This window comes from Streptomyces sp. NEAU-sy36 (assembly GCF_013423905.1).
Taxonomy (GTDB): Bacteria; Actinomycetota; Actinomycetes; order Streptomycetales; family Streptomycetaceae; genus Streptomyces; species Streptomyces misionensis.
The window spans coordinates 7515535-7539158 of sequence record NZ_CP058977.1; the positions used below are offsets into that span (position 1 = coordinate 7515535).

General features: G+C 73.6%; 18 protein-coding genes. 8 read left to right on the forward strand and 10 right to left on the reverse strand.

Translation table 11 applies throughout. The features are described 5' to 3' along the window. Positions 1–65 precede the first annotated feature (65 nt). From sucD to HZZ00_RS32890, 5 genes are all read right to left on the reverse strand, one after another. Positions 66–950, reverse strand: coding sequence for a succinate--CoA ligase subunit alpha (gene sucD / locus HZZ00_RS32870; RefSeq protein WP_070026242.1), 885 nt, complete (start codon positions 948–950; stop codon positions 66–68). Positions 951–977: 27 nt separating this feature from the next. After that, complete coding sequence (gene sucC, locus HZZ00_RS32875; protein ID WP_070026243.1) at positions 978–2156, reverse strand: ADP-forming succinate--CoA ligase subunit beta; 1179 nt, start codon at positions 2154–2156, stop codon at positions 978–980. Between the two features lie 515 nt (positions 2157–2671). Beyond that, a complete protein-coding gene (locus HZZ00_RS32880; RefSeq protein WP_374028497.1) occupies positions 2672–3868 on the reverse strand; it encodes a VWA domain-containing protein in 1197 nt (398 codons plus the stop codon). Continuing rightward, on the reverse strand, positions 3865–6441 hold the full coding sequence (locus tag HZZ00_RS32885) for a DUF5682 family protein (protein WP_374028573.1): 2577 nt from the start codon (positions 6439–6441) through the stop codon (positions 3865–3867). The genes HZZ00_RS32880 and HZZ00_RS32885 overlap by 4 nt, the downstream gene beginning before the upstream one ends. Further along, entirely contained in the window at positions 6399–7529 is a 1131-nt protein-coding gene (locus HZZ00_RS32890; protein ID WP_180329778.1) for an AAA family ATPase, read from the reverse strand. Before HZZ00_RS32890 ends, HZZ00_RS32885 begins: the two co-directional genes overlap by 43 nt. A gap of 141 nt (positions 7530–7670) precedes the next feature. Here HZZ00_RS32890 and HZZ00_RS32895 point away from each other — a divergent pair, with 141 nt between their 5' ends. Then, on the forward strand, positions 7671–9011 hold the full coding sequence (locus HZZ00_RS32895) for an SWIM zinc finger family protein (RefSeq protein ID WP_180329779.1): 1341 nt from the start codon (positions 7671–7673) through the stop codon (positions 9009–9011). Between the two features lie 43 nt (positions 9012–9054). Then, entirely contained in the window at positions 9055–10821 is a 1767-nt protein-coding gene (locus HZZ00_RS32900) for a DUF5691 domain-containing protein (protein ID WP_257585501.1), read from the forward strand. 26 nt (positions 10822–10847) lie between these two features. Here HZZ00_RS32900 and HZZ00_RS32905 read toward each other — a convergent pair whose 3' ends face one another. Continuing rightward, complete coding sequence (locus HZZ00_RS32905; RefSeq protein WP_070026248.1) at positions 10848–11270, reverse strand: cobalamin B12-binding domain-containing protein; 423 nt, start codon at positions 11268–11270, stop codon at positions 10848–10850. Between the two features lie 223 nt (positions 11271–11493). Here HZZ00_RS32905 and HZZ00_RS32910 point away from each other — a divergent pair, with 223 nt between their 5' ends. Further along, positions 11494–12348 (forward strand): triacylglycerol lipase, encoded by an 855-nt coding sequence (locus HZZ00_RS32910; protein ID WP_180329780.1) that lies wholly within the window; start codon positions 11494–11496, stop codon positions 12346–12348. A 208-nt stretch (positions 12349–12556) separates the two neighbouring features. Continuing rightward, positions 12557–13987 (forward strand): M23 family metallopeptidase, encoded by a 1431-nt coding sequence (locus HZZ00_RS32915; RefSeq protein ID WP_180329781.1) that lies wholly within the window; start codon positions 12557–12559, stop codon positions 13985–13987. A 40-nt stretch (positions 13988–14027) separates the two neighbouring features. Here the strand turns inward: HZZ00_RS32915 and pcrA are convergent, their stop codons facing one another. Beyond that, a complete protein-coding gene (pcrA, locus tag HZZ00_RS32920) occupies positions 14028–16517 on the reverse strand; it encodes a DNA helicase PcrA (protein WP_180329782.1) in 2490 nt (829 codons plus the stop codon). A gap of 202 nt (positions 16518–16719) precedes the next feature. Here pcrA and HZZ00_RS32925 point away from each other — a divergent pair, with 202 nt between their 5' ends. Beyond that, positions 16720–17703, forward strand: coding sequence for a tellurite resistance/C4-dicarboxylate transporter family protein (locus HZZ00_RS32925; RefSeq protein ID WP_180329783.1), 984 nt, complete (start codon positions 16720–16722; stop codon positions 17701–17703). 3 nt (positions 17704–17706) lie between these two features. Here the strand turns inward: HZZ00_RS32925 and HZZ00_RS32930 are convergent, their stop codons facing one another. Next, positions 17707–18060, reverse strand: a complete 354-nt coding sequence (locus HZZ00_RS32930; protein ID WP_070026252.1) for a hypothetical protein — start codon at positions 18058–18060, stop codon at positions 17707–17709. Between the two features lie 314 nt (positions 18061–18374). On the opposite strand from HZZ00_RS32930, the gene HZZ00_RS32935 reads away from it, so the two are divergent. Then, positions 18375–19442: an NlpC/P60 family protein gene (locus HZZ00_RS32935; RefSeq protein ID WP_180333808.1), complete on the forward strand. Its 1068-nt coding sequence runs from the start codon at positions 18375–18377 to the stop codon at positions 19440–19442. Between the two features lie 39 nt (positions 19443–19481). On the opposite strand, the gene HZZ00_RS32940 is transcribed toward HZZ00_RS32935, so the two are convergent. Continuing rightward, positions 19482–20228 carry a response regulator transcription factor gene (locus HZZ00_RS32940; protein WP_180329784.1) on the reverse strand — a complete coding sequence of 249 codons (747 nt, stop codon included), beginning with the start codon at positions 20226–20228 and terminating at the stop codon, positions 19482–19484. Then, positions 20225–21514, reverse strand: a complete 1290-nt coding sequence (locus HZZ00_RS32945; RefSeq protein WP_180329785.1) for an ATP-binding protein — start codon at positions 21512–21514, stop codon at positions 20225–20227. The genes HZZ00_RS32940 and HZZ00_RS32945 overlap by 4 nt, the downstream gene beginning before the upstream one ends. A gap of 221 nt (positions 21515–21735) precedes the next feature. Between HZZ00_RS32945 and HZZ00_RS32950 the strand changes: the two genes are divergently transcribed. Together HZZ00_RS32950 and HZZ00_RS32955 are read left to right on the forward strand one after the other, a co-directional pair. Then, the gene (locus tag HZZ00_RS32950; protein ID WP_180329786.1) at positions 21736–23358 is read left to right on the forward strand and encodes a PspC domain-containing protein; all 1623 of its coding nucleotides are present in this window, start codon (positions 21736–21738) and stop codon (positions 23356–23358) included. After that, the gene (locus HZZ00_RS32955) at positions 23345–23554 is read left to right on the forward strand and encodes a hypothetical protein (protein ID WP_070026255.1); all 210 of its coding nucleotides are present in this window, start codon (positions 23345–23347) and stop codon (positions 23552–23554) included. The genes HZZ00_RS32950 and HZZ00_RS32955 overlap by 14 nt, the downstream gene beginning before the upstream one ends. Positions 23555–23624 lie beyond the last annotated feature (70 nt).

Here is a 23624-nt window from a genome sequence, read left to right on the forward strand (position 1 = left end):
CGCCGAAAACGCCCGCAGGCCCGCCCCGGGGAACGGGGCGGGCCTGCGGATGTCGGTCGAGCCGCTCAGGCGGAGAGGATCTCCCGGGCCAGCTTGGCGGTCTCGGTCGGGGTCTTGCCGACCTTGACGCCCGCGGCCTCCAGGGCCTCCTTCTTGGCCTGTGCGGTGCCGGAGGAGCCGGAGACGATGGCGCCGGCGTGACCCATGGTCTTGCCTTCCGGCGCGGTGAAGCCCGCGACGTAGCCGACGACCGGCTTGGTCACGTTCTCCTTGATGAACGCGGCGGCACGCTCCTCGGCGTCACCACCGATCTCACCGATCATCACGATCAGCTCGGTCTCGGGGTCCTCCTGGAAGGCCGCGAGCGCGTCGATGTGGGTGGTGCCGATGATCGGGTCGCCACCGATGCCGACGGCGGTCGAGAAGCCGATGTCCCGCAGCTCGTACATCATCTGGTACGTCAGCGTGCCGGACTTCGACACCAGACCGATGCGGCCCGGCTTGGTGATGTCGCCCGGGATGATGCCGACGTTCGACTGACCCGGGGTGATGATGCCGGGGCAGTTCGGGCCGATGATCCGGGTCTTGTTGCCCTTCTTGCCGGCGTACGCCCAGAAGGACGCCGTGTCGTGCACGGCGATGCCCTCGGTGATCACGACGGCCAGCGGGATCTCGGCGTCGATGGCCTCGACGACCGCGTCCTTCGTGAACTTCTCCGGCACGAAGATGACGGAGACGTTGGCGCCGGTCTTCTCGATGGCCTCCTTGACGGTGCCGAAGACGGGTACCTCGGTGCCGTCGAAGTCCACGGTCTGACCCGCCTTGCGCGGGTTCACGCCGCCCACGACGTTCGTGCCGTCACCGAGCATGAGCTTGGTGTGCTTCATGCCGGTGGCGCCGGTCATGCCCTGGACGATGACCTTGCTGTCCTTGTTGAGCCAGATAGCCATGGTGTGTCGGTGTCCTCGTCCTCGTGCTTACTTGGCGGCGGCCAGCTCGGCGGCCTTCGCGGCCGCGCCGTCCATGGTGTCGACGCGCTGCACCAGCGGGTGGTTGGCGTCCGTGAGGATCTTCCGGCCCAGCTCGGCGTTGTTGCCGTCGAGGCGGACGACGAGCGGCTTCTCGACCTTCTCGCCGCGGTCCTCCAGGAGCTTCAGGGCCTGCACGATGCCGTTGGCGACCTCGTCGCAGGCGGTGATGCCACCGAAGACGTTCACGAAGACGGACTTGACGTCCGGGTCGCCCAGGATGATCTCCAGGCCGTTCGCCATCACCTGGGCGGAGGCGCCGCCGCCGATGTCCAGGAAGTTGGCGGGCTTGACGCCACCGTGGTTCTCACCGGCGTACGCGACGACGTCCAGGGTGCTCATGACGAGACCGGCGCCGTTGCCGATGATGCCGACCTCGCCGTCGAGCTTGACGTAGTTGAGGTTCTTCGCCTTGGCGGCGGCCTCCAGCGGGTTGGCCGCGGCCTTGTCGTGCAGCTCCTCGAACTCCGGGTGACGGAACTCGGCGTTGTCGTCCAGGGAGACCTTGCCGTCGAGGGCGATGACGTCGCCGGAGGCGACCTTGGCCAGCGGGTTGACCTCGACCAGGAGGGCGTCCTCCTTGATGAAGGTGTCCCACAGCTTCACCAGCACGTCGGCCACCTTGTCGGCGACCTCGGCCGGGAACTTGGCGGCCTCGACGATCTCGCGGGCCTTCTCCGGGGTCACACCGTCGATCGCGTCGATCGGCGTCTTGGCGACGGCCTCCGGACGGGTGGCCGCCACCTCCTCGATCTCCATGCCGCCCTCGACGGACGCGATGGAGAGGAAGGTGCGGTTGGCACGGTCGAGGAGGAAGGAGACGTAGTACTCCTCGACGATCTCCGGGGCGGTCTCGGCGATCATCACCTTGTGGACCGTGTGGCCCTTGATGTCCATGCCGAGGATGTCCGTCGCCCGGGCGACGGCCTCGTCCGCGGAGGCGGCCAGCTTGACGCCACCGGCCTTGCCGCGACCACCGACCTTCACCTGCGCCTTGACGACGGACTTGCCGCCCAGACGCTCGGTGATCTCGCGCGCCGCCTCAGGCGTGTCGATGACTTCACCGGCCAGCACCGGTACATCGTGCTTGGCGAAGAGGTCCCTCGCCTGGTACTCGAACAGGTCCACGCGCTTCCGTCCCTATCAGTGATCTCGCGGTTCGTTGGATGCGTGGGCGTGCCGCGAAGGGCAACGTGACGTCCGCTTGTCACTAGGGGGGCGCACACGGTGTCCGAGCGCGCGGCATGTCCGTCTCGCAGGTTATCGCCGCTTGCGGGGGCTCCCTAAATCGAGGGTCACACCTGAGCGGTGATACCTGTCACATGATGCCGGGTTCCCTGGCACGCCGTGCCGCGTCCCTCCGGCCCTACCGGCGGGTACGAGACCTCACCGGGCTGGGGTTGACCCGGTGAGGTCTCCGGACGGCTCCGGCAGGACCGGGGCCGGGACGGTTGATCCCCACCCCAATGGGGACCACCCGCCCCACCCGCGGGACTCCGCCCGGTCGGACCGACGGCATTCGGCCGACCGGGTGCGACCGCCCCGCGGAGCGAGGTGGCCGGGCGTGAGCGGATGCGCCTGCTACCCGATGCCCCCTCGGACGCCCCGCACGCCGTCCGGGTTCCCGGTCCTCCCCGGCTCCCTCAGGCGGTGTCCGGTATCGGCAGCGGGCGCTTCTCCAGCGCCGCCGCCATCACCTCCGGGAACAGGTCGGGTGTGCAGGCGAAGGCCGGCGCGCCGAGCGCGGCCAGCGCCGCCGCGTGGTCCCGGTCGTAGGCGGGCGCCCCCTCGTCGGACAGCGCCAGCAGCGTCACGAACTGCACCCCGGACGCCTTCATGGCCGCCACGCGCTTGAGCATCTCGTCGCGGATGCCGCCCTCGTAGAGGTCGCTGATCAGCACCACCACGGTCTCGGCGGGCCGGCTGATCCGCGACTGGCAGTAGGCGAGCGCCCGGTTGATGTCCGTGCCGCCGCCCAGCTGGGTGCCGAAGAGCACGTCCACCGGGTCGTCGAGCTGGTCGGTGAGGTCGGCCACCGCCGTGTCGAAGACGACCAGCCGGGTGCCGATCGACCGCATGGAGGCGAGGACCGCGCCGAAGACGGACGCGTAGACGACGGACGCCGCCATCGAGCCCGACTGGTCGATGCAGAGGATCACCTCCTTCTTCACCGAGCGCGCGGCGCGGCCGTAGCCGACCAGCCGTTCCGGCACGACGGTGCGGTACTCGGGCAGGTAGTGCTTGAGGTTGGCCGCGACGGTGCGGTTCCAGTCGATGTCGTGGTGGCGCGGCCGGCTGACGCGCGCGCTGCGGTCCAGGGCACCCGTCAGGGTCGCCCGGGTGCGGGTGGCGAGCCGCTTCTCCAGGTCGTCCACCACCTTGCGCACCACCGCCCGCGCCGTCTCCTTCGTCGTCTCCGGCATCGCCTTGTTGAGCGAGAGCAGCGTGCCGACCAGGTGCACGTCGGCCTCCACGGCCTCCAGCATCTCCGGCTCCAGCAACAGCGCGGCGAGCCCCAGCCGGTCGATGGCGTCGCGCTGCATGACCTGGACGACGGAGGAGGGGAAGTAGATGCGGATGTCCCCGAGCCAGCGCGCCACGGACGGCGCCGAGGCGCCGAGCCCCGCCGTGCGCTCCCGCCCCGACTGCGCCTTGTCGCCCTTGCCGTAGAGGGCGGCCAGGGTGGCGTCCATCGCCGCGTCCCGGCCGGACAGCGCGCATCCGGTGCCGGCGGCCTGCTCACCGCCGAGCACCAGCCGCCAGCGCCGCAGCCGCTCCCGCGCCGGGTCGTCCGGGTCCGTCGCCGCCGTCGCCGCCATCTCCGCCGTTGCGTTCGTCATCCGGCCACCCCCGCGAGTCCGTTGTCGTACGTGGTCGTCCCGGACCGGTCGTCCGGGCCCGGAGCCGATACCGCGGCCGGGTCCGGCGCCGGGTTCGCGGCCGGGTCCGGGTCGGGGCCGAGCAGCAGGCGCAGCACCGGCAGCACGGCGTCGGCGCGCCGGGTGTCCAACTCGGCGGCGAAGCCGGGTGCGGTGAGCCCCCGGACCGCCGCTCCCGCCCGCTCCCCCGGTCCGCGCCGCACCAGCTCGCCGAGGGTTCTGCGCACCCCCGGCTCGTACGCCGCGAAGGTGCGCCGCAGCAGTGGCAGCACGTCGGTGAAGGCCTCCGCCGACACCCCGGTCAGCCAGCCGTCGAGCAGGCCGAGCAATCGCTCGTCGTGCACCAGCAGCAGGCCGCCCCCGCCGCCCGCGAAGCCCTCGATCCAGGCGGCCGCGTCGGCGGGTGGCGTCCCCGGCGACAGCGCGAGCCCCATCAGCCGCGCCGCCTCACCGGCCGCCAGCACCCCCTCGTCCAGCAGCAGCCGCACGGCCCGCCCCCGGATGACCCCTGGCACGGTGTCCCGCAGCGCGAGGACGCGCAGCACGGCCCGCCAGCGCGTCCGCAGCCCGCCGAGGGCGCGGGGGTCCGCGGCGCGGCCGTCGGCGGAGGTCGCCGGCGTGCCGTCCTGCGCGGGGGTGGCCACGGTGTGCGCCGGCCCCGGTTGGGCCCCCTCGGCGCCGGGCGTGCCGGTCAGGCTCTCCCCGAGCAGCCCCACCGCCGTGTGCACCGCGTCCACGTGTCCGCGCATCCCCTCGGCCGCGTCGGCGTCCAGCGCGGCGCAGGCGGGAGGGAGGCCGACGAAGACCCGTTCGGCGAGGCCGGCCGCGACGCCGGCCAGCGCGCGGGTGTCGGTCCCGCGTACGTCGCCGTAGCGCAGGGAGCGGACCAGCGCGGGCAGGGCCTGGGCGAGGTGGCCGACGTCCGTGTCCAGGGCCGCCCGGTCGGCGAGCGCCCGCATGACCACCGGCAGGGCGTCCGACAGCCCGGCGAGCAGGCACCGCTCGGCGAGCGCGGTGATCTCGGCGAGGGTCCCCGCGGCGGCCGCGTCCGCCTCGGCCCGGGCCCGCGCCGCCCCGGCCACGGTGGTCCCCCACACCCCCGCCTCCGCGACCCGCACCGACAGCTCCGGCTCCCAGCGCAGCCGCCAGGTCTCCCGGAAGGTGCCCGTGCTCCCCCGCGCGGGGCCCGGTTCCCCCCAGCCGATGCCGAGCAGCCGCAGCCGGTGCAGCAGCCTGCTGCGCGCCGCGTCGGTGTCCTTGCGCAGGTCCAGCTCCAGATCGCGCTCCAGCGCCTCCGGCTTGAGCCGCAACGCGCGCTGCTGCCGGGCCAGGTCGCGTTGCAGCGGCACGGCGGGGGCGGTCTCCGGCACCTCGCCCAGGACGTCCCCGACCACCAGCCGGTCGTGCACCAGCGCCAGCGGCACGTCCGAGCCGTCGCACATCACCGCGCGCACCGCCTCGGTGGTCTCCCCCAGCCCCGGCAGCGGACGGCCGCGCAGCACCGCGAGGGTCTCCGCGAGCCGTACGGCCTCGATGACGTGCGCGGAGGACACGATCCGGTCCTCCGCGCGCAGCAGGCGCGCCACCCTGGTCAGCCACCGCTCCACCGGCCGGTCGGGGGCGTGGAAGAGATGGCCGTACCAGCCCGGCGATTCGATGCCCGCGCCGTAGCCGCTGGACCGGGCCAGTCTGCGGTGCGTCCAGGGCACCCAGGTCAGGTCGGCCTTGACCTTGGGCAGCCCCTTCAAGAGCGCCCGGTCGGCGGTGACGGTGGTCTTCGCGCCGAGCGCCGGCACGTGCCAGGCCCCGCACACCACGGCCACCGCGTCCCCGAACTCCCGGCGCGCCGCCCGTAGTTGCAGTCGCATCTGCGCCTCGCGCACCAGGTCCCGGGGGCGCCCGCCCGCGCCGTACCGCTCGCGCAGCGCGCCCATGGCCTCCGCGAGCACCGCGAACGGGGCGAACGGGTCCCGGCCGCCCGGCCCCCGGTGCTCCACGACGTCCTCCCACCAGCGCTCGGGATCGTCGTACCCGGCGGCCTCGGCGAGCACGGCGAGCGGGTCGACGCGCACCGGGTCGTCACCGCCGGTCCCGCCGCCGTCCTCGTCGCCACGGTCGGCCCCCTCCTCCTGGACGGCCCCCTCGTCCGGGTCGGTCTCCTCGCCCCACGCGAGGGTGTGGGCGGCCGGCAGGTCGATGAAGCGGGCCGGGACGCCGTGCTCCAGGGCCCAGCGGACGGCCACCCACTCCGGGCTGAACTCGGCGAACGGCCAGAACACCGAACGGCCGGGCTCGTCCACGGCATGGGCGAGCAGGGCGACCGGCGGGCGCAGTCCGGGGTCGGCGGCCAGCGGGATCAGCGCGTCGGCCTCGGGCGGCCCCTCGATCAGGACGGTCGCGGGCCGGGCGGCGTCCAGGGCGGCGCGCACCGCGCGGGCGGAGCCGGGCCCGTGGTGCCGCACCCCGAGCAGCAGCGGGCCGCCCCGGCCGGTCACGCGCTCACCTCCCGGCACGCCCGGTAGAAGTCCGTCCAGCCCTCGCGCTCGCGCACGACCGTCTCCAGGTACTCCTGCCAGACGACCCGGTCGGCCGCCGGATCGCGGACGACGGCGCCGAGGATGCCCGCCGCGACGTCGGCCGGGCGCAGCACGCCGTCGCCGAAGTGGGCGGCGAGCGCGAGGCCGTTGGTGACGACGGAGATCGCCTCGGCCGTGGACAGCGTGCCGCTGGGCGACTTCAGCTTCGTCCGGCCGTCGTCGGTCATGCCGTCGCGCAGTTCGCGGAAGACGGTGACGACGCGCCGGATCTCCGCCATCCCGTCGGGCGCGGCCGGCAGGTCGAGCGAGCGACCGAGCTGCTCGACGCGGCGCGTGACGATGTCGACCTCGGCCTCGGCGCTCTCCGGCAGCGGCAGCACCACGGTGTTGAAGCGGCGGCGCAGCGCGCTGGAGAGGTCGTTGACACCGCGGTCGCGGTCGTTGGCGGTGGCGATGAGGTTGAAGCCGCGGACCGCCTGGACCTCCTCGCCCAGCTCCGGTATCGGCAGGGTCTTCTCGGAGAGGATCGTGATCAGCGTGTCCTGCACGTCCGCCGGGATGCGGGTCAGCTCCTCGACCCGGGCGGTCATGCCCTCGGCCATGGCGCGCATGACGGGGCTCGGCACGAGGGCGTCGCGGCTCGGGCCGTGGGCGAGCAGCCGCGCGTAGTTCCAGCCGTAGCGGATCGCCTCCTCGGGGGTGCCCGCGGTGCCCTGGACCAGCAGCGTCGAGTCACCGCTGACGGCGGCGGCCAGATGCTCCGAGACCCAGGTCTTGGCGGTGCCGGGCACGCCGAGCAGGAGCAGGGCGCGGTCGGTGGCGAGGGTGGTGACGGCGACCTCGACGATCCGGCGCGGGCCCACGTACTTCGGCGTGATCACGGTGCCGTCCGGCAGCGTGCCGCCGAGCAGGTACGTGGCCACCGCCCACGGCGACAGTCTCCAGCGGGCCGGGCGCGGCCGGTCGTCCTGCGCGGCGAGCGCGGCGAGTTCACCGGCGAAGGCTTGCTCCGCGTGCGGTCGCAGGGCGGTCGCACCCTCGCTCGGCCGCGGTGCGGCGGTCTTCGGTTGCGCAGACGCAGGCATGGCTGACATGGCTGAGGCCCCCTCCAGCTCGGCCGGTTCGGATCTGCCACCAACCGTGCACCACACCACTGACAATCGCTCTGACCAGCATGAACGCGCTCGCCCGACCGATTGTCAGTGGCGGGTCCTACCGTCGTTCGCATGACTGAGCAGGGGGTGCGCTGGACCGCGGACCAGGTGCTGGCACTGGCGCCTGACGCCGCGTCACGCAAGGCGGGTGGCAAGCTCGGCACGGCGGGTCCGTGGTCCGGGGCGGGGAGCGGGACGGAGGCGGTGTGGGGGCTGTGCAAGGGCAGCGGCAGCAAGCCGTACCAGACGGTGGTCGACCTCACCGGACCGGCGTACCGGTGCAGTTGTCCGAGCCGTAAGTTCCCGTGCAAGCACGCGCTCGGGCTGCTCCTGCTGTGGGCGGGCGACGACAGCTCGGTGCCGGCCCGCGCCGCGCCGCCGGACTGGGCCGGGCAGTGGCTCGCGGACCGGCGCGGTCGTGCGGAGAAGAAGCGGACGGAGGCCGGCGAGGGCGCCCCGGCCGCCGATCCGGAGGCGGCGCGGCGCCGGGCCGAGCGCCGGGCCGAACGGGTCACGGCGGGCGCGACCGAACTGGAGCGCCGCCTGGCCGACCTGCTGCGCGGCGGCCTTGCCCCTGCCGAACAGGCCGGGTACGGAATGTGGGAGGAGACGGCGGCCCGCATGGTCGACGCCCAGGCGCCCGGACTGGCCGCCCGGGTGCGGGAGCTGGGTGCGATACCCGGCTCCGGCGCGGGCTGGCCGGCGCGGCTGCTCGAGGAGTGCGCGCTGCTGCACCTGCTCGACCAGGGCTGGCTGCGCCGGGACCGGCTGCCGGAGCCCCTGGCGGCCACCGTCCGTTCCCGGATCGGCCTGCCCGCCGCGGCGGACGGTCCGGCCGAGCGCGACCACTGGCTGGTCCTCGCCCAGTACGACTCGGCGGACGCGAAACTGACGACCCGCCGGATCTGGCTGTACGGCGCCGAGTCGGGCCGCACCCGCCTGGTGCTGTCCTACGGCGCGGGCGGACGGGCGCCGGAGCTGTCCCTGCCCGTCGGCCTCGTCCTGGACGCCGAGCTGTCCGGGTACCCCGGCGCCGGTCAGTCCCGGGCCGCGCTGGGCGAGCGGTTCGCCGCGCCCGCGCCGGCCGGGTTCCGTCCGCCGGGCGTGACCACCGCCGAGGCGGTGGCGCGGTACGGCACGGCCCTGCGCCAGGACCCCTGGCTGGAGTCGGTCCCGGTGACGCTGGAGCGGGTCGTCCCGGTTCCGGACGGCGACTGGTGGCAACTGGCCGACGCCGACCGGGACTCGGCCCTCCCGCTGACCCGGACCAGCCGCTCCCGACCCGGTCCGTGGCGGCTGCTCGCCCTGTCCGGCGGCGCCCCCGTCACGGTCTTCGGCGAATGCGGCCACCGCGGCTTCACCCCGCTCACGGCCTGGCCGGAGGGCGCACGGGAGGCGGTGGCCCTGTGCTGACCGCCCCGGCACATCCGCACGCACGCGAAGGGAAGGCACCCCGATGAACGGCACCACCACCGACGGCAGCGGCGCGTCCCCCGCCGGCGCCTGGGAGGACCTGGTCACCGCTGCCCTCCTCGGCACCGACCGGCGTCCTCCCGCGCGGCTCGCACCCGGCCGCCCGGCCCCCGTCGCACTGCTGGACGCAGCCGCCGAGATCACCGTGCGGCGCCGGGCCGGACTGCGTCCCGCGCGGGCGGGCCGGCGCCCGGAGCGGGCGCCCGGCGATCCCCGCCCCGCGCTGCCCGCGGCGGCGGCCCGCAGGCTGGCCATGCTGCTGGCCGACCGGGCCGGCGGCGCGTCCGGCGGCGGTCGCCGGGGCAGTTCCCCGGACCTGACGGAGCTGCTCCCGCAGTGGCTCGCGGCGGCCAACGCGCACGGGTACGCGGCCCCCGCGCAGGCGCTCCCCGCGCTGCTGGACGCGGCCCGGGGCCGTACCGACCTGCGCCCGGCCGCGCTGGCGTTCGCAGGGCCCCGGGCGCTGTGGCTGGCCCGGTTCAACCCCGACTGGCGGTTCGCCCTGCGCTCGGCCCCCGGCGGCACGGCACTGCCGGAGCCCGGGGACGAGGAGGCGATACACAAGCTGTGGCAGGAGGGGCTGTTCGCCGAACGGGTGGCTCTGCTGGGCGCGCTGCGCTCCCGCACCCCCGCGCTCGCCCGCGAACTGCTGGCCGGGACCTGGCCGACGGAGCGGGCCGAGGACCGCCTGATGTTCCTGGACTCGCTGCGCGCCGGCCTGTCCGCCGCGGACGAGCCCTTCCTGGAGAAGGCGCTGGGCGACCGCAGCCGCAACGTCCGGGCCACGGCGGCGGAACTGCTGTCGGCGCTGCCGGACTCGGCGCTGGCCGCGCGCATGGCCGTACGGGCCTCGGCGTGCGTGGCCCTGGACCGTACCGGCGGCGCGCCGGTGATCACGGTGGAGGCGCCGCACGAGTGCGACTCCGGCATGGAGCGCGACGGCGTGGTGGCCACCCCGCCCGCGGGCCGGGGAGAACGGTCCTGGTGGCTGGGGCAGTTGGTGGAGGCCGCGCCGCTGCGCACCTGGCCGGACCGGCTCGGCGGGCGGACGGCGTCGCAGATCGTGGCACTGCCCGTGGCGGACGACTGGCAGGGCGAGCTGCACGCGGCCTGGTGCCGGGCCGCGGTGCGGCAGCGGGACGCCGTGTGGGCGCGGGCGCTGCTCGGCTCGCCGTCGTCCCCGGAGGCGGGCGGTCCGGGCGCGGTGTCCCTGGCCGAGCGCGCCAAACTGCTGGCCACGCTGGATCCCGTCGAACGGGCCGAGTGGGTCGCCGGGTTCATCGCGACGCACGGACTGTCGGAGGCGTTCCAGCTGCTGGGCGTGTGCGGGGTGCCCTGGGCTGCACCGCTGGGCCGGGCCGTGGTGGACGCCCTCAACATCGCGCGTGACGCGGGGAGTTATCCGTGGAGCTTCAGCGGGGTGATGGGGCTCGCGGAGCGCTGTCTGGACCCGGCGGAGGCCGCCCGGCTGCAGGCGCTGCTCGCGGTGCCCGACGAGCGGGAGGACGCGGCGCCGGGCGCCGGGGGTTACTGGGCCGAGGCGTTCCAGCGGCTCGTCACCACGCTGCGGCTGCGGGCGGCGATGGCCGACGAGCTGGCACCGAAGGACACCGCCGGTGCGCCGGAGCACCGGCCGGTGCCGGCCGCCGTCTCCGACGCGGGGGAAGTCCCGTCACCGTCCGACGGCTCCGGGGCCGGGGAACACGACGTAACCGGCGGGGAGGACCGGTCCCCGCGCCCGGCGCCATGACGGCCGTGCCGCCGCGCGCCCCCGGTTCAGCCCCCCGAGGCCGCCGGCTGGGCGACGTGCTCCCGCACCCACTCCACGATCGAGGCGGTCGTCGCCCCCGGGGTGAAGATCTCCGCGACGCCCTTCTCCTTCAGCGGTGCGATGTCCTCCTCCGGGATGATGCCGCCGCCGAAGACGAGGATGTCCTCGGCGTCACGCTCCTTGAGCAGGTCGATGACCGCGGCGAACAGGGTGTTGTGCGCGCCGGACAAGATGGACAGTCCGATGGCGTCGGCGTCCTCCTGGAGGGCCGTGTCGACGATCTGCTCCGGCGTCTGGTGGAGGCCGGTGTAGATGACCTCCATCCCGGCGTCGCGCAGGGCCCGCGCGATGACCTTCGCCCCGCGGTCGTGGCCGTCGAGGCCCGGCTTGGCGACCACCACGCGGATCGGACCGGTTGCCACACCCATCACTGCCTCCATCACCCGAGCACGAAGGCGAGCGCCTCCGCCGTATCGACAAGTACCGCACCCCCGGTGCCGCCCGCCACCCGTCGTCGAAGTGAACGAGCGTTACCTCCAGCATCCCGCAACCGGCGGTTTTACGGCGCGCGGCGACGGGGAACTCACAGAGTGGGACATGTAGGCACACGGGGTACGGAGCCGTCTCCCGTGTGCCGACGGGAGGTCGACCATGAAGGTCACCGGAGTAGTGCCGCTCTTCTTCCCGTACTGCCGCAGGCTGTGGCCCGGCAGGCTGGCCGGGGTGTCCATGACGCTGCTGAAGGCGACCGCGCTGGACGCCGCCGTCCTCGCCGGACATCTGCTGCTCTACCCGACCGGTCTGCTGCAAGAGCGCCCCGCCCCCATACCGCCGGTGGACGGCAAAACCGCGCGGCTGCCCGTCCGGCCCGGCCCCCCGGTGGTGCTGCTGCACGGTTTCATCGACAACCGCTCGGTGTTCGTGCTGCTGCGCCGCAGCCTGGCCCAGCACGGCGGACAGCGGGTGGAGTCGCTCAACTACTCCCCGCTGACCTGCGACATCCGCGCCGCTGCCGAACTGCTCGGCCGGCATGTGGAGGAGATATGCGAACGCCTGGGCAGCGCCCGGGTGGACATCGTGGGGCACAGCCTCGGCGGCCTCATCGCGCGGTACTACGTGCAGTGTCTGGGCGGTGACCTGCGGGTGCGCACGCTGGTCACCCTCGGCACCCCGCACGCGGGCACCCGGGTGGCGCCCCTCCTGGCCGACGCCCACCCGATCGTGCGCCAGATGCGGCCGGGTTCGGCGGTCATCGAGGAACTGGGACGGCCCGCACCCGGCTGCCGCACCCGGTTCGTCAGCTTCTGGAGCGACCTGGACCCGCTGATGAACCCGCTGGAGACGGCCTGCCTGGAACACCCCGACCTCGACGCGCGGAACATACGGGTGACCGGCATCGGCCACCTCGCCCTGCCGGTGCACCCCACCGTGGCGGCCGGGATACGCGAGGCGCTGGACTCACCCCGCCCCGGGGGCCGGTTCACGAACGGCCTGACCGTGGCCTGAGGCCCGCGCGGCACCGCCACACAGCCCTCTGACATCGAACGTACATCGAACAGAAAGCCAACTTCAGGCCTGGCGTCCCCCGAAACGGCGCCGATTGCCCGTTTCCGGCCGCCGCGAAACCGGCGGAAGATTGTCGCGCCCACGGACCGCCGGGTACAGTCGCCGCACTGCTCTGGCAGCCCCTGTTGTCGAGGCGAAAGAGAAGTTGGTGAACGACCGTCACCCGTCGGGGACCATGCCTGCCCCGGCCCCGGCTTCCGACGCCTCCGCTGCACCCCCCGCGCCGTACGGCACCCCGGAAGCCACCTACGGCGACTTCACCACGTACGGCGGCTATGACGCCACCGGTTTCACCAGCGGTTCCGTACCCGCCCCCGATTTCCACGGCGATCCGCTCTTCGTCGGCCCGCCGGGCGGCCACCAGACCACGGGTGAATATGCCACTGGCCAATGGCAGTCCGGCATGGACACGGGCCAGAGCCACGCGTACGGCGCCTACCCGGCCCAGCACCAGAACGGCTACGACACCGGCGGTCACGACACCACCGCCTGGTCGTTCCCCGCGCAGGCCACCGGCCACGACACAAGCGGCCAGTGGGACGCGAACGCCTGGCTGCACCCCGGCCAGGGCGGTGCCGACGCCACGCAGCAGTGGGAGTGGGACGCCCAGTCCTTCGACACGGGCGCCTACGACGCCACGCAGTGGAACTGCGCCGACCCGGTCGCGCCGGTGTTCGCCGAACCGGACGCCGTCCCGTTCGACCAGCAGGAGACCGCGACCTTCGAGGGGCTCGGCGACCCGGCCGTCGACGGGGAATTCGCCACCGGACCGGACCCGTTGGAGCAGCGCGAGGAGACCGCCCCGGCTCCGGTGGGGCGCGCCGGCTCACGGGCCGGGGCGCGTTCCCGACGTCGTACGCCCGCCAAGCGCTCCGCGCTGCTGACCGTCGCCGTGCCCTCGGTCTGTGTGATGGGGGTCGCCGGGATCGCCGCGGCCTCCGTCAACGCCCTGCACGACGACGGCGGCACGGAGACCACCGCCAGCGCCTCGGACGCGCACGCGGTCCAGCCGTCGGTGGCCAACAGCAAGCTGGACAGCCAGCTCAGGACCCTGTCGGCCGGTGCCGACGACTTCGCCGACCGGGCGAGCCGCACCCAGGAGCGGATCGACCTCAAGGCGCAGCAGGACCTGGAGAAGAAGAAGGCCGCCGCGGAGGCCGCGCTGAAGGAGCGGCTGCGCCCCAAGTTCGCGCTGCCGGTCGCCCAGCGGGGGCTGAGCGCCTACTTCGGGCAGGCGGGCGTCAACTGGATGTCCGTGCACACCGGCATCGACTTCCCGGTCTCGTACGGCACCACGGTGATGGCGGCGACCGACGGCACCGTCTCCACCAAGTGGAACAGCGCCTACGGCAACATGATGATCCTGACCGCGAAGGACGGCACGGAGACCTGGTACTGCCACCTGTCCAGCTACCGCGTCTCCCCCGGTACCACCGTGAAGGCCGGCGAGCCGATCGCCTACTCCGGCAACTCCGGCAACTCCACCGGCCCGCACCTGCACTTCGAGGTGCGGCCCGCGGGCGGCGCGGCGATCGACCCGCTGCCCTGGCTGCGGAGCCACGGTCTCGATCCCACCTGAGCAGTGAGGCCCTCGCCGTCCGGCGAGGGCCTTCCCGGTGCTACAGCTTCTCCACCGGCGCGTACCGCAGCAGCAGCCGCTTCGGCTTGGTGTCGCCGAAGTCGATCGTGGCCTCCGCGTTGGCGCCCGTGCCCTTGACCCCGACGACGGTGCCGAGACCGAACTGGTCGTGCGTCACCCGGTCCCCGACGGACAGCGCGACCACCGGCTTCTCCGCGGTCCGCCGCGTGGCGAAACCGGAGGCGCCCGACGCCGAGGAGCGCGAACGCGACGACGACAGCGAGGCCGCGACCCCGGACACCGGCCCGGAGGACATCGGTGCCGTCGCGCCCGTGCGCTTCCAGTCCACGTGGGTCGCCGGGATCTCCTCCAGGAAGCGGGAGGGCGGGTTGTACGACGGCTGCCCCCAGGCACTGCGCATCGCGGACCGCGTCAGGTACAGCCGCTCCCGCGCCCGGGTGATGCCCACATAGGCCAGCCGCCGTTCCTCCTCCAGCTCCTTGACCTGTCCGAGGGCGCGCATGTGCGGGAAGACGCCGTCCTCCATGCCGGTCAGGAACACGACCGGGAACTCAAGGCCCTTGGCGGTGTGCAGGGTCATCAGGGTGATGACGCCGTCGCCGTCCTCCTCGTCGGGGATCTGGTCGGAGTCGGCGACCAGGGCGACCTGCTCCAGGAAGTCGGCGAGCGTGCCGCCCGACGCCGCTTCGCCCTCGCCGCGCTCCTGCTCGAACTCCAGGGCGACGGCGGCGAGTTCCTGGAGGTTCTCGATACGGGTCTCGTCCTGCGGGTCGGTCGAGTTCTGCAACTCGGCCAGATAACCGGTGCGTTCGAGTATGGCCTCCAGGACGGTGGCCGGTCCGGCGCCGGACTCCACGATGGTGCGCAGGTCCTCCATCAGCGTGTTGAAGCGCTTGACCGCGTTGGTGGAGCGGGCGGCCATGCCGTACGCCTCGTCCACCCGCTTGAGCGCCTGCGGGAAGCTGATCTTCTCGCGCTGGGCGAGGGCGTCGATCATCGCCTCCGCGCGTTCGCCGATGCCCCGCTTGGGCACGTTGAGGATGCGGCGCAGCGGCACCGAGTCCTCGGGGTTGGCGAGGACGCGCAGGTAGGCGAGGACGTCCCGGACCTCCTTGCGCTCGTAGAAGCGGACACCGCCGACGACCTTGTAGGGCAGGCCGACGCGGATGAAGACCTCTTCGAAGACACGGGACTGCGCGTTGGTGCGGTAGAAGACGGCCACGTCCCCGGCGCGCGCCTCGCCCGCGTCCGTGAGCCGGTCTATCTCGTCGGCGACGAACTGCGCCTCGTCGTGCTCGGTGTCGGCGACATAGCCGGTGATCCGCGCGCCCTGGCCCGCGTTGGTCCACAGGTTCTTCGGGCGGCGGGACTCGTTGCGCTCGATGACCGCGTTGGCGGCGGACAGGATGGTCTGGGTGGAGCGGTAGTTCTGCTCCAGCAGGATCGTCGTCGCGTCCGGGTAGTCCTCCTCGAACTGGAGGATGTTGCGGATCGTCGCGCCGCGGAAGGCGTAGATCGACTGGTCCGCGTCACCCACCACGCAGAGCTCGGCGGGCGGCGTCTCGTGCTCGCCGGGCGGTACGTCCTCGTCGTGGGCGCCGGTGCCGACCAGCTCGCGGACCAGGGCGTACTGGGCGTGGTTGGTGTCCTGGTACTCGTCCACCAGGACGTGCCGGAAGCGGCGGCGGTAGTGCTCGGCGACGTCCGGGAAGGCGCGCAGCAGGTTGACCGTCGTCATGATCAGGTCGTCGAAGTCGAGCGCGTTGGCCTCGCGCAGCCGCGACTGGTACAGCGCGTAGGCCTGCGCCAGGGTCTTCTCGAAGCCGTCGGCGGCCTGGGCGGCGAAGTCCTCCTCGTCGATCAGCTCGTTCTTCAGGTTGCTGATCTTGGCGCTGAAGGACTTGGGCGGGAAGCGCTTGGGGTCGAGGTCCAGGTCGCGGCAGACCAGGGCCATCAGGCGCTTGCTGTCGGCGGCGTCGTAGATCGAGAACGACGACGTGAAGCCGAGTTTCTTGCTCTCCCGGCGCAGGATGCGCACGCACGCGCTGTGGAAGGTCATCACCCACATGGCGTTCGCGCGCGGCCCGACGAGCTGCTCGACGCGCTCCTTCATCTCGCCCGCGGCCTTGTTGGTGAAGGTGATCGCGAGGATCTGGCCGGGGTGCACACCGCGCTCGGCGAGCAGGTGGGCGATGCGGTGGGTGAGCACGCGGGTCTTGCCGGAGCCGGCGCCGGCGACGATGAGCAGCGGGGAGCCGGCGTGCACGACCGCGGCGCGCTGGTTGTCGTTCAACCCCACCAGCAGGGCCGCCGGGTCGAGCGGGGGGCGCGGGGCGCCGTCGCGGTAATGGGTGTCCCGGTCCGGCGGCATGTCGAACTTCCCGCCGAACAGATCGTCCGGAAGGGGTTCCGGAGCGTGCTCGTCCTCGGGCGGCGGCGGGGGTTCCTCGTCGTGCCCGCGCGGGGGCTGGAGGTCCGCCAGGAAGCTGTCGTCAAAGAGGCTGCTCATCGCTCTCCGAGTCTAGGGCGCCCCACCGACAACCGGTCCCGGTCTCCGGAACCCGGGGGTGAAGCGGTCGATCGGGCGGACGGCCCGCGCTTCGCGGTGAGGCGTGGGTCACCGTCGGGACGGGAACGGATGGGCGTTCGCGCGTCCCGCGTCCCCGCGCGCGTGCTTCGCCCGGCCCGGGTCCCTGGCTAGCATCGTACGCATGCCCGGCATCCCAGGTCTGCGCGCGTGGTGGGCAGGCCGGTCGCCGGCCGCCGGAGCCGCCGTGATGGCGACCGGCATCCTGTCGACGGACCTGCGCCTGACCGGCGACGAGGCCCTCTCCCTGACAGCGCTGGCGCTGGCGGGCGTCATCTGGATCGCGCTGGCCGTCGGTTTCGTCCGGCGGCTGGTCCTGGACCCGCGCCGCTGGGCCGCCGAGGCGCGGAGCCCGGGCGCGCTCACCGCCGTGGCCGCGACCGCCGTTCTCGCCTCCCGGCTTTCCATGCTGGGCCGTCGGCTGCTGGCCGAGGCGCTGCTGGCCCTGGCGGCGGTGCTCTGGGCGGTGCTGCTCCCGGTCGTCGTACGGCACTGGAAGCCGCGCATGCCGGGCTCGGTGTTCCTGTGCTGTGTGGCCACCGAGGGACTGGCCGTGTCGGCGGCGGGTCTGGCGGCGTCCGGGCACACGGCGTGGCTCGCGCACACCGCCCTGGTGCTGTTCTGGCTGGGGCTGGCGCTCTACGTCCTCGCCCTGTTCCGGTTCGACCCGCGGCAGCTGCTGGAGGGGGCCGGGGACCACTGGGTCTCGGGCGGTGCGCTCGCCATCTCGGCACTGGCCGGGGCGGGCCTGCTCGCCGCCGGGGACACGGCGGGCCTGTACCTGTGGAACGACGACGACCGCGACGCCCTGCGTCTGACGACGGTCGTCCTGCTCGTGCTGTGCCTGGCGGTGTACGCGGTGCTGCTGGTCGCCGAGGCGGTCCGGCCCCGGCTCTCCTACGACGAGCGCCGCTGGGCGACGGTCTTCCCGCTGGGGATGACGGCGGCGGCGACCCTGTCCGTCGCGACCGCCGTGGGCGTCCCCTGGCTCAGGGGCCCGGGGCGCGTGCTGGAGTGGGTGGCGGTGGCGGTGTGGCTGCTGGTGGCCGCCGGTGCGGTCGCCGACGCGGTACGCACGGCCCGCGCCGAGGCGGCCGAGGGGCGCTGACCGTCAGGTCCAGAGCACGGCGATGAAGATGTTGGTCGCGGTCAGCGCGCCGACCAGCCCGAACTGCGCCTTGTCGACCCGCTCCTCGTCCCGCTTGACGTAGACCAGGCCGAGGATCACGATCAGCAGCGCCAGCTTCACACCGATCTTGACAGTGTTGATCTGTGCGCCCTGGGCCTGGTTGAGGCCGACCAGGGCCACGCCGGTGACCAGCATGGTCAGCGCGCCGTGCAGCATCCCGGGCACGAACCGGGCCGTGCCCTGGCCCATCGCCTTCATCTGGGTGAGGAAACCGCCGAGCAGCGCGGCGATGCCGATGATGTGCAGGCCGACGAAGAGATGGATGAGTACGTCCATGGGGCCGGAGCCTAACCAGCGCCTCGCGGCGTCCCGCCACCGCCCCCACCCGAAGGCTCGACCCGCACGAACAGGTGCCATAGCACCCTGCCGCCCATCCATCCCTCACTTTGCGCACTTCGATCAGCACGCTCCGTGAAGGACGCGCCCGAGGCGCTCCCGTGCGGTCACATGTGGTCATGAACCGCTTCCCGAAAGCCAGTTCCGCACAGTGTGTCACCACCTTGTCACCGTCCGCTCTAACGTCCTCCTCTCAGGCACCCCGGCCTCCACCGCCGGGGGCACGAGTCGCAGGGAAGGACGTGACGGCAGAGGTGGCAGCGCACCGCAGGCCACGGCAGCACCCGCTCGGCGGACACACGGCCCGGGCGGCCGCCGTCCTCGCGCTTGCGGGGGCGGCCACCACGACGGGCTTCGACGGCACCGGACAGGCCGCGCCCCGGCCGACCCCGGCCCAGGTGAAGGCCAGGGTGGACACGCTGTACCGGGAGGCCGAGACCGCCACGCAGAAGTACGACGGCGCGAAGGACGCGGTGGACGCGGGCGAGCGCCGGCTCGACTCGCTGCGGGACGAGGCCGCCCGCGAGGAGCAGCACCTGAACACCGCCCGGGACGCGCTCGGTTCGTTCGCCGCCGCGCAGTACCGCTCCGGTGACATCGCCCCCACCTGGCAGCTGGCCCTGTCCAGCGCCCCCGACCGGTATCTGGACGCCGCCGCGCTCGCCGAACGCGCCGGAGACCGGCAGGCCGCCACCGTGTCCCGGGTACGGCAACAGCTGCGGCAGATCGATCGGTTGCGCGGCGCCGCACGCGTGGAGCTGAAGTCACTGCGGTCGCACCAGGCCGAACTGCGACGGCAGAAGAAGACCGTCACCGGGAAACTGGCCGAGGCCCGGCGGCTGTTGGCCGAACTCACCCCGAGCGAACGCGGACGGATCACCGGCGACGGCACCGGCGCCCCGGACCGCGCGTCCCGGTCGGCCGACGACGCCCGGCAGGCGCTGGAGCGGGCCGGTTCCGTCGCCGCTCCCGACTCCCGCGCGGCGGCGGCCGTCGCCTACGCCTTCGCCAAGCTCGGCAGCCCCTATGTGTGGGGCGCGACCGGCCCGCACGCCTTCGACTGCTCGGGCCTGGTCCAGGCCGCCTACCGCTCCGCCGGGGTGTCGCTCCCCCGCACCACGTACGCCCAGATCGGCGCGGGCCGGCGCGTCTCCCGCTCCGAACTGCGCCCCGGCGACCTGGTGTTCTTCTACTCCGGTGTCAGCCATGTCGGGCTCTACATCGGCGACGGCCAAATGATCCACGCCCCGAACCCCTCGGCCCCGGTACGCGTGGCCCCGATCGACCAGATGCCGTTCGCGGGGGCGACCCGGGTGGTGTGAGCGCGGGCCGCCCCGCCGCGGAGGCCGGCCGTCCCGCGGTCAGACCAGACGGCGTGCGGTGGCCCAGCGGGTCAGCTCGTGACGGTTGGACAGCTGGAGCTTGCGCAGCACCGCCGAGACATGGGACTCGACCGTCTTCACCGAGATGAACAGCTGCTTGGCGATCTCCTTGTACGCGTACCCGCGGGCGATCAGGCGCAGCACCTCCCGCTCGCGCTGGGTGAGACGGTCCAGGTCCTCGTCCACGGGCGGGGCGTCGGTGGAGGCGAAGGCGTCCAGGACGAACCCGGCCAGCCGCGGCGAGAAGACCGCGTCCCCCTCCTGGACCCGGAAGATCGAGTCCACCAGGTCGGTGCCGGTGATGGTCTTGGTGACGTAGCCGCGGGCGCCGCCGCGGATCACCCCGATCACGTCCTCCGCCGCGTCCGACACGGACAGCGCCAGAAAGCGCACCGGTCGTTCGGCGTCCGCGGTCAGCGCGGCACACCGGCGCAGCACCTCGACACCACCACCGCCGGGCAGATGGACGTCGAGGAGGACCACCTCGGGCCGGGTCGCGGTGATGACCGTGACCGCCTGGTCGACGTCCGCGGCCTCGCCCACCACCTCGACGCCGGTCTCGGTGGTCCGGCCGATCTCCGCCTGGACGCCGGTGCGGAACATCCGGTGGTCGTCCACCAGCACCACCCGGACGTGCCGCCCGTCCGCACCGCCGTCGGCGAGCCCGCCGGCCCCGGCCGCCTCCGCCGCCCCCGCCGTGCCGTTCGCCTCGGTCGCGTCGCTCATGCCGTCTTCTCCGCCCTCTCCATCTCCAGCTCGACCTCCGTGCCGCCGCCGGGCACCGCCCGCAGCCGGGCCGTGCCGCCGTTGCGCTCCATGCGGCCGATGATCGATTCTCTGACGCCCATCCGGTCGGCGGGTATCGAGTCGAGGTCGAAGCCCGGACCGCGGTCGCGCACGGACACGAACACCGATCTGCTCTCGACCTCGGCGTAGACCTGCACGGCGCCGCCCTCGCCACCGTACTTGGCGGCGTTCACCATCGCTTCGCGCGCGGCCTGCATCTGTGCCCCGGTCCTTTCGTCCAGCGGGCAGTCGCCGACGACCACGACCTCGATCGGCACCCCGTGCTTGTCCTCGACCTCGGCGGCGCTGCGGCGCACCGCCTCGGCGACCGTGTCGGGCTCGTCCGCCTCGTCCTTGCCGGTGCCCTCCGGCTTGTACAGCCAGGTGCGCAGGTCCCGCTCCTGGGCGCGGGCGAGGCGGCGGACCTCGCCCGGGTTGTCGGCGTTGCGCTGGATCAGGGTCAGGGTGTGCAGCACGGAGTCGTGCACATGCGCGGCGACCTCGGCGCGCTCCTGGGCGCGGATGCGCATCAACCGCTCCTCGGACAGATCCTGCGTCACCCGGATCAGATAGGGACCGACGAGCAGGGTGATGCCGACGAGGACGGCGAGCGCGGCCTGGAGCACGGCGCCGAGGTGGGCGGCCGACCCCTGGAGGACGAAGATCGCCGAGACGCCGGCCGTGACGAGCAGGACACCGGCGGCCGCGCGCACCAGCGTCAGGGTGCGGCGGCGCCGGCCGACCTCCACCCAGCGGGCCCGGCGGGCGTTGTCCGCCTGGCGCCAGACGAGGGCGACACCGGCCGCGACGAGCACGGCGGGCACCAGATAGGCCTTGGCCGTACTGGTCAGGTCGACGCTGCTGACGAAGACCATGGACACGGTGACCATGAGGAGCAGCGCGACGATCTGACCGCGGTCCGGCTTGCGGGCGACGAGTCTGCGGCGACCGCCGGGCGTGGTCTCGGTGCCGACCGGGGCCGGCCGGTGCCCGCCGACGCCGCCGACACCGAGCGGCACGAAGAACCAGAACGCCGCGTACAGCAGCGCGCCCAGGCCGTTGGCCATGAACAGGCCGACGAACACGAGCCGGACCCAGACGACGGGCAGCCCGAGATGCCCGGCGAGGCCCCGCGCCACTCCGCCGAGCCAGCGTCCGTCGCCGCTGCGGTAGAGCTTGCGCGGCGGCCGCGGGTCGTCGAGGGGCGTGCTCGCGGCTTCCGGCATGGCATCGATGGTCACACGGGTGGCCGGGCCGGGGCATCAGGGTCGGCCCCCGAGACGCCCCTGATCTTCCCCGGTGCCGGGCCGGGGGCCTGGCACCGCGCCGTTTCCGGGCCGGTCCGCGCCGCTCGAACGCTTCCCCGGCCCGTCTCAGGGCCGATTTCAGGGTTCGCCCAGGGTCGACCCGGCTGCCGTGGCGACGGTGCGGCCGTCACCATGGACGCATGACGGATCACGAGCATGCCGCGACGGGTCCGGGACCCGGCCCCGGCCCGCGCCCGGTGCCGGGCACCGGGCCGACGGATGCCGCGCCCGCCGCGACGCAGAACACGGGCGTGGCCGGGAGCGGCACCGCCCCCCGCGTGGAAGACAAGGACAGCGAGGACGGCACGGGCGAACGGGGGAACCCGGAGAAAGGGAAGCACACGACGACCGCGGAGGACACGGAGAACGCGAACGACGCGGAGTCCGCGGAGTACCCCGGTGTCTCCGGGGTCTTCGAGGAGCCGGGGAGCGCAGGGGACGGGGGACGACACGAGCCGTCGGCTCCTCCGGCCGGCCCCGCCGGCGGCCCGGCACCCTTCCGGCGCGAGCGACGGCACAAGCTGATCGCGGGTGTGTGCGCGGGACTCGCCCGGCAGACCGACATGGACCCGGTGATATTCCGGATCACCCTCGCCGTCCTGTCCGCGACCGGTGGCTTCGGCCTCATCTTCTACGGCTTCGTCTGGCTGCTGGTGCCGTACGAGGACGAGGAGGAGAACGAGGTACGCAAGCTGCTGACCGGCCGGGTCGACGGCCAGGCACTGGCCGCCGTGCTGTTCGCCCTGGTCGGCTGCGGAGTCTTCCTGACCATGCTCGGAAACACCGGGACGCTGGCCTTCGCGGCGGTGCTCTCGCTGCTGCTCGCGGGCGCCGGGTACTGGTCGAGGCACCGCGGTGCTCCCGACCCCGACCCGCTGGCCGCGCAGGCCGCCGCCGACGCCCCGCCGGAGGCGCAGGCACCGCCGGTGGTCACCGCCTACCCCTCCTGGTGGCGGGACCCGATCGTCAAGGACGGCAGCCATGTCGGCGGCACCGGCTATCTGTGGGGCCCCGGCGACACCCGCGTGCGGGACGATGACCTCCTGTCCGCCGTCGATGTCGGCATCGCCACGCCCTGGACCCACCCCGGCGCCGTGCGGCCGCCGCGCCCCGCGCCCCCGAAGCCGCGCGGACCGCGCTGGATCGGCGGCCCGGTGTTCCTGCTGGCGCTGCTGGCGGGCGGCCTGGGCGCCGGGCTGACCTGGGACACCCACACACTGGGCGACAGCCTGCAGACCGGGCTCGCCTGTGCGCTGGCCGTCTTCGGCCTGGGTATCGCGGTCAGCGCCGTGCTGGGCCGCACGGGCGCCGGGACGGTGTTCCTGGCGGTCATCACGGCGGTGCTGCTCGCGGGGGCGGCGGCGATGCCCGGGGACATCACCACGCACTGGCGGGTGACCTCCTGGATACCCACCTCGGCGGCACGGGTCCGGCCGGGATACGAACTGGGCACCGGCCGGGGCACCTTGGACCTGACCCGGATACACCTGGCCAAGGGGCAGACCGTCGCCACGGACGTGCACATCGGCGCGGGCCGGCTGAAGGTGATCGTGCCGGCCGACGCGACGGTGCGGATGGACATCGAGGTGGGAGTGGGCGACATCAAGTTGCCCGGGGAGAGCGGAAGGGACGTGGACGTGCAGCCGGAGCGGCACAGGAAGGTGACCCTGTCACCCGTCAAGGGCGGCGCGGACGGCGGCACCCTGGACCTCTCGCTCCAGGTCGGGGCGGGAGAGGTGGAGGTGGACCGTGCTGCGTCATGAGTTCCGGCCCGGGAAACTGGTCGCCGGTCTGTTCCTCGTGGCCGCCGGTGTGGTGTTCGCCGGGGACGCGAACGGACTGTGGCGGGCACCCTGGTTCGCGATCGTCCCGCTGGTGGTGGGGGGTCTGTGCCTGGGCGGGGCCACGACCGTCGTCGTCCGGGCGATACGCGGACGCGGCGGGGCCGAGGCGGACTAGACGGCGGCGGGCGTCGGCTCCCGGGGCCCTGCGCGCCGGGCCGCGGGCGCACTTTGGAAGCGGCATCGGA

What these genes read in the sequence shown, in the direction of transcription:
- sucD (WP_070026242.1), bottom strand. Translation starts at nt 950, where the DNA reads ATGGCTATCTGGCTCAACAAGGACAGCAAGGTCATCGTCCAGGGCATG.
- HZZ00_RS32880 (WP_374028497.1), bottom strand. Translation starts at nt 3,868, where the DNA reads ATGACGAACGCAACGGCGGAGATGGCGGCGACGGCGGCGACGGACCCG.
- HZZ00_RS32890 (WP_180329778.1), bottom strand. Translation starts at nt 7,529, where the DNA reads ATGCCTGCGTCTGCGCAACCGAAGACCGCCGCACCGCGGCCGAGCGAG.
- HZZ00_RS32895 (WP_180329779.1), top strand. Translation starts at nt 7,671, where the DNA reads ATGACTGAGCAGGGGGTGCGCTGGACCGCGGACCAGGTGCTGGCACTG.
- HZZ00_RS32900 (WP_257585501.1), top strand. Translation starts at nt 9,055, where the DNA reads ATGAACGGCACCACCACCGACGGCAGCGGCGCGTCCCCCGCCGGCGCC.
- HZZ00_RS32905 (WP_070026248.1), bottom strand. Translation starts at nt 11,270, where the DNA reads ATGGGTGTGGCAACCGGTCCGATCCGCGTGGTGGTCGCCAAGCCGGGC.
- HZZ00_RS32910 (WP_180329780.1), top strand. Translation starts at nt 11,494, where the DNA reads ATGAAGGTCACCGGAGTAGTGCCGCTCTTCTTCCCGTACTGCCGCAGG.
- pcrA (WP_180329782.1), bottom strand. Translation starts at nt 16,517, where the DNA reads ATGAGCAGCCTCTTTGACGACAGCTTCCTGGCGGACCTCCAGCCCCCG.
- HZZ00_RS32925 (WP_180329783.1), top strand. Translation starts at nt 16,720, where the DNA reads ATGCCCGGCATCCCAGGTCTGCGCGCGTGGTGGGCAGGCCGGTCGCCG.
- HZZ00_RS32930 (WP_070026252.1), bottom strand. Translation starts at nt 18,060, where the DNA reads ATGGACGTACTCATCCATCTCTTCGTCGGCCTGCACATCATCGGCATC.
- HZZ00_RS32940 (WP_180329784.1), bottom strand. Translation starts at nt 20,228, where the DNA reads ATGAGCGACGCGACCGAGGCGAACGGCACGGCGGGGGCGGCGGAGGCG.
- HZZ00_RS32945 (WP_180329785.1), bottom strand. Translation starts at nt 21,514, where the DNA reads ATGCCGGAAGCCGCGAGCACGCCCCTCGACGACCCGCGGCCGCCGCGC.
- HZZ00_RS32950 (WP_180329786.1), top strand. Translation starts at nt 21,736, where the DNA reads ATGACGGATCACGAGCATGCCGCGACGGGTCCGGGACCCGGCCCCGGC.